This is a genomic window from Chitinimonas sp. BJB300 (assembly GCF_002735695.1).
Classification (GTDB): Bacteria; Pseudomonadota; Gammaproteobacteria; order Burkholderiales; family Chitinimonadaceae; genus Chitinimonas.
Map to the genome: position 1 here is coordinate 41,622 of NZ_PDZH01000014.1, position 9,890 is coordinate 51,511.

A 9,890-nucleotide genomic window follows, 5' to 3' on the forward strand; every position below is an offset into this window, starting at 1 on the left:
AAACCGGTTACAACCGGGCTTTCTCATGGAACAGCCTCACCCTAAACCACCTCTTCCACCCAAAGCATGGCTTCCAGCTGGGCGAGGTTCACCTCTGCCTTGGTAACTTTGGCGGCGGCGAAGAGGACGGGGTCCTCCGCCAAGTTTCCGTCTTCACACATCAGGGCCAGATTCAAAAGCGGGCCAAAGCGGCCAGTGCGTTCAAGCAGCGCTTGGTTGACATCAGCAGGTAGGCTGAGCTTTTCAAGAATCTGCGCCATTGGGTGACGCAGCAACGGCTCTAGCATTGAAAACATGCCGGTGGTGAAGAGCAGATCAAGGTCTGGGCGCTTGAAGTACTTCGCGCCCAGGGTTTCCATCATGCGCGCTCGAATCAGCGCGGTTTCCAGCAAGATGTCCTGGTCGCCTTCCTGCCGCTCATGCCCAAACAGCAGCAGGGACAACCAGCGGTACAGCTGTTTGTTGCCCAACACAATCATAGCGCGGTCTAGCGTATCGACCTTGGTGACCAAACCCGCGCCGGGCGAATTTACATAGCGCAGTACCTTGAAGCTGAGCATGGGGTCGTACTTCATGGCATTGGCGATGACCGTCGACTCAGCATCGGCGCGCACCAGATTCAACACTTCTATCAAGCGCAGGTAACTGGCATCAACAGCATCAGCATCAGACAATTCCTTGCAGCGCAGATAACTGCCTTGCAGATACTGCACCTGCATCTGCCGGCACACCTGGAGTTCTTCAAAGAAATGAATGTCACCCACCAACACTGCCGACTCTGGCGCAACCTGACTAACCGCGGTAATTGCCTGTGATAGCCCGGTAAGATCATGCTCCGCAACCGAGAGCTTATGGAAATCAGCCAGCGGCATCAGGTTCAATAGCTCCGGCAGCAGTGGAAAACTATCGAAACCGATCTGGAAACCCTGCTCTTTCAAACGCTGTATCAAGGCGAAATGGTCGATTGCCTCGTGGAAGAATTCTTCGTTGTAATGCAGCATCAACACAAAACGACCATGCGGCAGTTTGGCCAGCAATGGGCTATCAAGCGCCCAAACAGAGACTTCCAGTACGATACGCTTCGTGCCAAAGGCTTTGGTGGCTTCTTCTTCCAGGAAATTGCGCAGCAATACCTCGTCGTATAACCGCAAAACCGAGTTGGCCATCTTGGATTTACGCTTGAGCACACTATCGCGCAGGCGGAAGTTGTAGCCCATGATCTGCAGGTCGTGATCAACAATGATCTCCCGCTGCAACATGGTTTCGGTATGAGCGCCCGCCACAAAGCCTGCTTGCCCGGGTGCCGCACCCAACGCAACACCGATAATCGGCTTGGGACCCGCCTTGGCAACAGGGGTAGATGCACTGCTATCGCCAAAGAGCTTTTTGATCAGCCCTGAAAACATAAAGGCCTACCGTTTCCTGTCTATATGGCTGCGATTTGGATAGCGGCATTATAGGCAGAAACAGCAGGCCTCTCGGCTGCCCAAAATCAGTTAAAAGCGTAGATGCTAGCCAGTTAGTTTTTCCAACGCTTCGCGGTACTTTGCTGCGGTTCGCTGCGCCACTTCCAGCGGAAGTGCGGGTGCAGGCGGTGTCTTGTTCCAACCGGTGCTCTCCAGCCAATCACGCACAAACTGCTTGTCGTAGCTGGGGGGATTACTGCCCGGCCGGTACTGGTCGGCAGGCCAGAAGCGACTTGAATCGGGTGTCAGCGCTTCATCCATCAGGCACAGCGTGCCATCCTCATCCAAACCGAATTCGAACTTGGTGTCCGCAATGATGATACCGCGGGTTGCCGCGTATTCGCTGGCAGTCTTGTACAGCTTGATAGCGGTATCACGCACCTTCGCAGCCAACTCAGGACCAATCAGCTCGGCGGTCTGGTCAAACGAAATCGGCTCGTCATGGTCGCCAACGGCTGCCTTGGTCGACGGTGTAAAAATCGGTTCTGGCAGTTTGTCCGCTTCGCGCAAACCCGCAGGCAACGCAACGCCGCTGACAATACCGCCGGCCTTGTAATCCTTCCATCCGCCACCAGCCAGATAGCCACGCACCACCGCTTCAACCGGCACAGGCTTAAGGCGCTTGCACACCACGGCGCGGCCCTCTACCTGCGGCCGGTCTTCGGCGCTCACGACATCTTCCGGCTGTTCGCCAGTGAAATGGCTGGGCACCACGTCCTTGAGCTTGTCGAACCAGAAGTTGGAAATTGCCGTCAGAATCTTGCCCTTGGCGGGGATAGGCTCGTTCAGGATGACATCAAAGGCCGATAACCGGTCGGTCGCAATCATCAACATGCGCTTGTCGTCAATCTCATAAAGATCACGCACCTTGCCGGAGTAGATCTTCTTCAGACTAGTCAGATTGGTAGTGGTCAAGCCATCCATGCCGTGTTTTCCTCAAAGTCGGGCATAACGCCCGACAAATTACAAAGGTCGGGCCTAGCACCCGACCTATCATCAGATCAGAACGTATCCTTGATCGCTTCGGCTTGCGCCAACGCTGCTTCGGCAGAATCGGCCAGCACGCAGTAATGGCCCATCTTGCGGCCTGGGCGTGCTTCTCTTTTGCCATAGAGATGCAGATGCGCATTCGGCGCTTGCATCAAGACACTCCAGTTCGGCTCACCACCATCGTCTTTCCACACATCACCGAGTAAATTCACCATAACTACGGGGGACAGCAGATCGACCTTCCCTGGGTAGAGGCCACACATGGCGCGCACCTGCTGCTCGTATTGACTCGTGAGGCAGGCATCGATGGTGTAATGACCGGAATTATGGGGACGCGGGGCAATTTCATTCAGCACCAGTTCGTCGCCATCCAGCACAAAAAATTCCACCGTCAGCACACCCACGTAGTCGAGTGCTTCGGCAAGCTGCACTGCCATCTGCTGCGCCTTGGCGGCTAACGCAGGGGTAACCTGGGCGGGGACGATACTGATATCCAGAATACCTTTGGCGTGACGGTTTTCAGCCAAAGGGAAAACCGCCACTTCGTGTGTATTGGTACGAGCAACAATGGCCGACACTTCGCATACCAATGGCAGCATCTTTTCCAACACGCACGCTTGGCCGCCGAGGTCGGCATAGGCTGCACGGGCTTCCGCTGCCGTGCTTACCCTTACCTGCCCTTTACCGTCATAACCAAGCCGCGCGGTTTTCAGGATGCCGGGCAGATACGGCGTCAGGTCGTGGTTCAGGTCTTCAACCGTTTCAAGCGCCAAATAAGGCGCAGTCGCCAAGCCGGCCTTGCGAATCCAGCTTTTTTCCAGGATGCGGTCTTGCGCAACGGCCACACAATCGCCTGATGGACTGACCGGTACATGCTGTGCAAGCCAACGCATCGAGTCGGCATTGACGTTTTCGAACTCGGTCGTAACGGCAGCACAACTTTCCGCCAGTGTCTTCAGCGCCGCCTGGTCGTTATACGCTGCACACAAATGCACATCGGCAAAGTCAGCAGCGGGCGCATTGGCGTCCGGGTCAAGCACTGTGACACGATAACCCATGGTCTTGGCAGCCACGGTAAACATGCGGCCAAGCTGACCCCCACCAAGTATGCCAAGCATCGCAGGTGGTAAGATAGGTTGGTTAGCCATGCTTATACGATCTCTGGCAGGCTCATAGCCAGCACAGTACTCTTTTGTTGTTCACGGAACCGATTCAGCTTGGCGCGCAGTTCAGGCATCTCGTTCGCCAACATCGCCACGGCAAACAAAGCAGCGTTGGCGGCTCCGGCCTCACCAATGGCAAACGTCGCAACAGGAATACCCTTGGGCATCTGCACAATCGACAAGAGTGAATCTTCACCACGTAGGTATTTGCTTGGCACTGGCACGCCGAGTACTGGCACGGTAGTCTTGGCGGCCAGCATACCCGGCAAGTGCGCAGCACCACCCGCGCCAGCGATAATGGCCTTGAGGCCACGCGCTTCGGCGGTTTCGGCGTATTCGTAGAGCAAGTCGGGCGTGCGGTGGGCCGAGACGACACGCGCCTCGAATTGAATGCCAAAGGCTTTGAGCTGACGGGCTGCATGTTGCATGACTTCCCAGTCAGAATTGCTGCCCATGACGAGGCCGATTTGGATCATCGGAAAATCCCCTGTTTCAAAAAGTGGATTCTACAGAAATTCGCATTTCTGCCAAAACCCCACCGGCCTGACGGCAGGCAAGTTATTCCAATAGCAGGGATTTCCCGGACGAACCAGTTTCAGCACTTGATATTAGATCGCCGGCACCGCCAAGCCCCGCTGTACGCCCGGTTTTACAGCCATACGTGCTTGCCATGCCTGTACATGAGGGTAGTCAGCCAAGCTCACGCCTTGCTTGTCGGTCGATAAAGTCCAGGGATAGAGCGCGATGTCGGCAATCGAATATTCACCCGCCACATAGTCACGCTCAGCCAATTGTTTATTCAACACGCCATACAGGCGATTGGCTTCTTTGCTGTAACGGTTCATCGCGTAAGCAATTCGCTCAGGAGCGAAATAGTTGAAGTGGTGCGCCTGCCCCAGCATCGGCCCAACACCCCCCATCTGGAACATCAACCATTGCAACACTTCAAGGCGTTGACGCGGTGCCTTTGGCAGCAGCTTACCGGTCTTTTCTGCCAGATAGATCAGGATGGCGCCCGACTCAAACACGCTGATGGGCTGCCCATCCGGGCCATCGCTATCCACCAAAGCGGGGATCTTGTTATTCGGCAAAATCTTGAGGAAGTCGGGCGCGAACTGCTCGTCCTTGCCGATATTGATGGTTTTAACCTCGTACGTTAGGCCACACTCCTCCAGCATTACCGAGATTTTCTTACCGTTTGGGGTAGCCCAGGTGAAAAGCGTAATCATCGCTTCGTATCCATGCAGCGGTTGAAGGAAAAGCATTATGCGCGTCGCATTGACAATAAAAACGGCCTGCCGTGAGACAGACCGTTTCTTGGACAAAACAATAGGAGTGCCGTAGCTACAAGCCAAGCTTGTCCCGTTTACAAGTTATAAGCTTTCTCGCCATGCGAAGTCAGATCAAGCCCTTCGCGCTCTTCATCTTCGGGTACACGCAGGCCGATAACCAGATCAACTAGCTTGTAGGCGATCACGGACACGACTGCAGACCACACCAGCGTTGTCAGCACACCCTGGGTTTGAATCCAGACTTGGCTGCCCATGGAATAACCCTCGGCGACTTTGTTCGCCACGTTATCCCAGACACCCGTACCACCGAGAGCCGGGTCGGCAAACACCCCGGTCAAGATAGCACCAAGGATACCGCCCACGCCGTGGACACCAAACACATCCAAAGCATCATCCGCACCCAGCATCCGCTTGAGGCCATGCACACCCCATAGGCAGACCACACCTGCCAACAAGCCGATAGCCATCGCACCACCCACACCGACAAACCCACAGGCAGGCGTAATGGCAACCAAACCCGCCACTGCGCCAGATGCCGCCCCTAGCATCGAAGGCTTGCCCTTCCAGAGCCACTCGACGCAAAGCCATGCGAAGGCTGCTACCGCGGTCGCCACCCAGGTATTGACGAAGGCCAGGGCTGCAACGCCATTGGCTTCAAGCGCCGAGCCCGCATTGAAACCAAACCAACCTACCCACAGCAGCGATGCACCGATCATGGTCATCGTCATATTGTGCGGGGACATCGCTTCCTTGCCATAACCAACCCGCTTGCCCACAAAGTAGGCGCCTAAAAGACCCGCTACGGCAGCGTTGATATGCACCACCGTACCACCGGCAAAGTCCAACGCACCCTTTTGGAACAACCAGCCAGCGGTAGCATTTGCAGCATCGGCCGCAGCTTGATTGATGTATGCATCAGGGCCTGTCCAATACCAGACCATGTGCGCCATCGGCAGGTAGCTGAAACTGAACCAGATCACCACAAACGCCAGCACCGCTGCAAACTTGGCGCGTTCGGCAAAGGCTCCGACGATCAATCCGCAGGTGATAGCCGCAAACGCGCCCTGGAACACCACATAGATCAATTCCGAAATCGCAACGCCTTTACTGAAGGTCGCCGCCAGGGAATCCGGTGTAATGCCGCTGAGGAAGACTTTGCTGAACGACCCGAAGAAGGCATTACCCTCGGTGAAAGCGACGCTATAGCCGTAGACAACCCACAGCACAGAGACCAGCGAAAATACGACAAACACCTGCATCAAGACACTGAGCATATTCTTGGAACGGACCAAGCCACCGTAGAACAGCGCCAAACCTGGGATAGACATCAAGATAACCAGCGCGGATGCCACAAATAGCCAGGCGTTGTCCCCTTTGTTCACCGTCGGCGCAGGGGTCGTAGTCGGTGTACCAGCGGCTGCGGGCTCTGCCACCGCAAGCGCAGGCGCTGCGGCTGCTTCATCCACCACCGTTGCCGCCGGCTCTGCCGGTGCAACCACACTGGCAGCCGCAGTAGCCGGAGCTTCTGCCCAAGCGCTGCTGAAACTCATCGCACCCGCCAAGGCCAATGCCGTAAGTAGCTTTTTCATGACTCAGTCCTCCCTTAGGGCTTACAGCGCTTCCGCGCCGGTTTCGCCAGTGCGGATGCGAATGACTTGCTCAAGTTCGAAGACAAAAATCTTGCCGTCGCCAATCTTGCCGGTATTGGCCGCTTTCTCGATCCCCTCAATAACCTGTTCGAGCAGGTCTTCCCTAACGGCAATCTCCAGTTTCACTTTGGGCAGAAAATCCACGACATATTCCGCACCACGGTATAGCTCGGTGTGACCTTTTTGACGACCAAATCCCTTGACCTCTGTGACAGTAACGCCCTGCACGCCTATGGCGGACAAAGCTTCACGCACTTCGTCAAGCTTGAATGGCTTGATAATGGCGGTAACGAACTTCATCTTCGCTCCTTTAAGTGGACAGGCCTGTAACATTGATAAACCATCATTAGCACAGGACATGCCAAGAAATATTTTTATGGAATATCAATAGTTTAATAGTCTACCCACAAGAAAATGCATATCGATCGCACAGTTTCGGTGCGCACCAAGGCACCCTCGCCTAGTACTGGTGCACCAGACTAGCGTCAATCCAGTTTGTTAGACTGCGTTTGAAACCACCTTTCCAGGAGAACTCAATGCTGGCACAACGCCTATTCGACGAAGTAAACGGCAAAATCGCTGAGGTGATGGCTACCGGCCCAGCCCGCGATATCGAAAAGAATCTGCGCGCCATCCTCAGCGCCAGCTTCGCCAAGCTCGATCTGGTCACGCGTGAAGAGTTTGAAGTGCAGCAAGCCGTACTCGCCAAGACCCGCGAGACCTTAACCGCCCTCGAAACCCGTGTTGCAGCATTGGAAGCACGTAATGCAACAACGATTACCACGGAACAAAATCCCCAAGATGACTTCTGAAAGCAGCACTCAGAAAAATAGCCACCCTAATTAGGCGGCTATTTTTTTAGACCTTGAAGTAGCTTCGAATAGATTCAATCGAGCCGAGCAAACGCACGTGCAGCCGCTGCCACCGTAGCGGTAATATCGGCATCGGTATGCGCTGCGGAAACAAATCCCGCCTCATACAGGGCCGGTGCAATATAAATACCTTCATCTAGTAAGCCATGAAAGAAGGCATTGAAGCGTGGCTTGTCACTCCCCATCACTTCCGCATAGCACTTAGGGGGTGCCGGTGTGAAATAAGCGCCAAACATGCCCCCCACGGCATCTGCTGAAAAAGTCTGTCCCGCAGCGCGACCAGCAGCCTGCAAACCCTCTGTCAGAGTACGTGTCTTGATCGTCAACGCCTCAAAGAAGCCTGGCTGGCGTATCAACTCCAGCGTGGTGATGCCGGCTGCAACGGCCACTGGGTTGCCGCTGAGTGTCCCAGCCTGGTAAACCGGACCCAGCGGTGCAATCTTCGCCATCACATCGCTACGGCCACCAAAAGCTGCCAGCGGCATGCCACCACCGACGACCTTACCCAATGTGGTCAGATCGGGGGTGACGCCATGCAGCCCCTGGGCGCAGCCAAGGCCCACACGAAAACCCGTCATCACTTCGTCGTAGATCAGAAGCGCGCCGTGTTGCTCAGTCAGGCGGCGCATTGCCGCTACAAACTCAACAGAAGGGCGTACCAGATTCATGTTGCCGCAGAAGGGCTCGACAATAATGGCAGCTATCTGCTCTCCCTGCGCAGCAAAGACTGCTTCCAATTGGGCCACGTCGTTATAAGTCAGCACTACCGTATGTTCGGCCACCGAGGCGGGTACACCAGCGCTGGATGGGTTGCCAAACGTCAGCAAACCCGACCCCGCCTTGACCAGCAGACTATCAGAATGGCCGTGGTAGCAACCTTCAAACTTGATCAGCTTGTCACGCCCGGTAAAACCACGCGCTAGGCGTATGGCGCTCATTGTGGCTTCGGTACCGCTGGATACCAGCCGTACCTGCTGCATGGACGGCAGCATTTCACACAGCAAATCTGCCAGATCGATTTCACGCTCTGTCGGGGCGCCAAAGCTCATGCCCTGTGCAGCAGCCTGCTGAACAGCCTCGACCACGGCCGGGTGGGCATGACCCAGAATCAGCGGCCCCCAGGAACCGACATAGTCGATATAGCGTTTATCGTCGGCATCCCACACATACGCGCCACTACCACGCTGAAAGAAACGGGGGGTACCGCCAACAGCTCCAAATGCACGCACGGGCGAATTCACACCGCCTGGGATATGGCGCTGGGCGCGTTGGAAAAGCTGTTCGTTTTTACTCATAAGTGTTCAATCCAATCGATTCGCACAGCGTATTACCTGACTACACAGGTAAGCGCAGCACAAAAGGGAACGTAAAGGGTGACTACGCCAGCTGGTTTTCCGGCCAAGTTGGCCATGCATGCTTGCTCAGGTGGGCATTGGTGTATCGCGGGTCTTCTGTTACCTCGTCGCCCAACCAGTCTGGCCGTGCATAGGCTTCTGCCTCATCGCCCAGTTCCACCTCTGCCAACATCAAGCCGGCATTCTGGCCGAAAAACTCATCAACCTCCCAAAGATGGCTGCCGTGCTGGATGCGATAACGCTTTTTCTCCACCAACATCGGGCACATGGCCGCCAGGATAGTTTCGGCATCGGCTAGCGGGATCGGATACTCGAATTCATGCCGGGAAACATTGCTGATGTTGGACTTCAGCGTCAACCAAGCTTCGCTGCCCTTCACACGCACACGCACCGTACGTTCACGCTCAACCGACAGATAGCCCTGCTTGAGCCATTCACCTTCCACCAAACCGCGCCAGCTATCGTTCTTCAACTTGAAGCGGCGCTCAATTTCTTTTGCCATGCTAGCTACCTCAAAAAGGCTTTACTACCACCAAAATGACAATCGCCATCATCAACAGACTGGGGATTTCATTGAACCAGCGGTACCAGACGTGGCTGCGGGTATTACGTCCTGCGGCGAAGTCGTACACCAGCTTGGCGCAATAACCATGAAAAGCGATCAGCACCAGCACCAGCGTTAGCTTGGCATGCAGCCAACCGCCACCAAAGCCCCATTGCAGCCAAAGCCACACGCCAAAGATGATGGCTATTTTGCCCAGGATGGTGGTGAATCGCAGCAGCTTGCGTTGCATCAATTGCAATTGGGCCTGGGTAGCGGGCTCTGTCGCCATGGCATGGTTAACGAACAAACGTGGCAGGTAGAGCAGACCGGCCATCCAGCTCATGACAAAGATGATGTGAAAGGCTTTAACCCAAAGCATGTGTTTTTCCCAGATGAAGCAGCCGGCGAAAACCGGCTGTGTAGTACTTTGTTACTGATGTTACGCAGTAGCTGCGAGAAGCAGCTGTAACTGATCATAAGCCGCGCGGGAGGCGTTGATCAGTAACTTGCGGCAAAGTGCGAATGGGTTCTTCTGCGTCTTGATGCTCAGGCATTCAAG

11 protein-coding genes are annotated in these 9,890 nt (G+C 55.2%); 1 reads left to right on the plus strand and 10 read right to left on the minus strand.

Annotated features, from left to right (window positions below; genetic code table 11):
• Window positions 1-41: 41 nt before the first annotated feature.
• From CSQ89_RS03995 to glnK, 7 genes are all read right to left on the minus strand, one after another.
• A complete protein-coding gene (locus tag CSQ89_RS03995) occupies window positions 42-1,406 on the minus strand; it encodes an EAL and HDOD domain-containing protein (RefSeq protein ID WP_099404897.1) in 1,365 nt (454 codons plus the stop codon).
• A gap of 105 nt (window positions 1,407-1,511) precedes the next feature.
• Window positions 1,512-2,390: a phosphoribosylaminoimidazolesuccinocarboxamide synthase gene (locus CSQ89_RS04000; protein WP_099404898.1), complete on the minus strand. Its 879-nt coding sequence runs from the start codon at window positions 2,388-2,390 to the stop codon at window positions 1,512-1,514.
• A gap of 77 nt (window positions 2,391-2,467) precedes the next feature.
• On the minus strand, window positions 2,468-3,604 hold the full coding sequence (locus tag CSQ89_RS04005; protein WP_099404899.1) for a 5-(carboxyamino)imidazole ribonucleotide synthase: 1,137 nt from the start codon (window positions 3,602-3,604) through the stop codon (window positions 2,468-2,470).
• A gap of 2 nt (window positions 3,605-3,606) precedes the next feature.
• Window positions 3,607-4,095, minus strand: a complete 489-nt coding sequence (purE, locus tag CSQ89_RS04010) for a 5-(carboxyamino)imidazole ribonucleotide mutase (protein ID WP_099404900.1) — start codon at window positions 4,093-4,095, stop codon at window positions 3,607-3,609.
• A 132-nt stretch (window positions 4,096-4,227) separates the two neighbouring features.
• Window positions 4,228-4,848: a glutathione binding-like protein gene (locus CSQ89_RS04015; RefSeq protein WP_099404901.1), complete on the minus strand. Its 621-nt coding sequence runs from the start codon at window positions 4,846-4,848 to the stop codon at window positions 4,228-4,230.
• Between the two features lie 137 nt (window positions 4,849-4,985).
• Complete coding sequence (amt, locus tag CSQ89_RS04020; protein WP_099404902.1) at window positions 4,986-6,500, minus strand: ammonium transporter; 1,515 nt, start codon at window positions 6,498-6,500, stop codon at window positions 4,986-4,988.
• Between the two features lie 21 nt (window positions 6,501-6,521).
• Window positions 6,522-6,860, minus strand: coding sequence for a P-II family nitrogen regulator (gene glnK / locus CSQ89_RS04025; RefSeq protein ID WP_099404903.1), 339 nt, complete (start codon window positions 6,858-6,860; stop codon window positions 6,522-6,524).
• A gap of 236 nt (window positions 6,861-7,096) precedes the next feature.
• Between glnK and CSQ89_RS04030 the strand changes: the two genes are divergently transcribed.
• Window positions 7,097-7,372 carry an accessory factor UbiK family protein gene (locus tag CSQ89_RS04030; protein ID WP_099404904.1) on the plus strand — a complete coding sequence of 92 codons (276 nt, stop codon included), beginning with the start codon at window positions 7,097-7,099 and terminating at the stop codon, window positions 7,370-7,372.
• A gap of 74 nt (window positions 7,373-7,446) precedes the next feature.
• On the opposite strand, the gene hemL is transcribed toward CSQ89_RS04030, so the two are convergent.
• From hemL to CSQ89_RS04045, 3 genes are all read right to left on the minus strand, one after another.
• Complete coding sequence (gene hemL / locus CSQ89_RS04035; RefSeq protein ID WP_099404905.1) at window positions 7,447-8,727, minus strand: glutamate-1-semialdehyde 2,1-aminomutase; 1,281 nt, start codon at window positions 8,725-8,727, stop codon at window positions 7,447-7,449.
• 82 nt (window positions 8,728-8,809) lie between these two features.
• A complete protein-coding gene (locus CSQ89_RS04040; protein ID WP_099404906.1) occupies window positions 8,810-9,289 on the minus strand; it encodes a CYTH domain-containing protein in 480 nt (159 codons plus the stop codon).
• A 10-nt stretch (window positions 9,290-9,299) separates the two neighbouring features.
• Complete coding sequence (locus CSQ89_RS04045; protein ID WP_099404907.1) at window positions 9,300-9,710, minus strand: CopD family protein; 411 nt, start codon at window positions 9,708-9,710, stop codon at window positions 9,300-9,302.
• Between the last annotated feature and the right edge of the window lie 180 nt (window positions 9,711-9,890).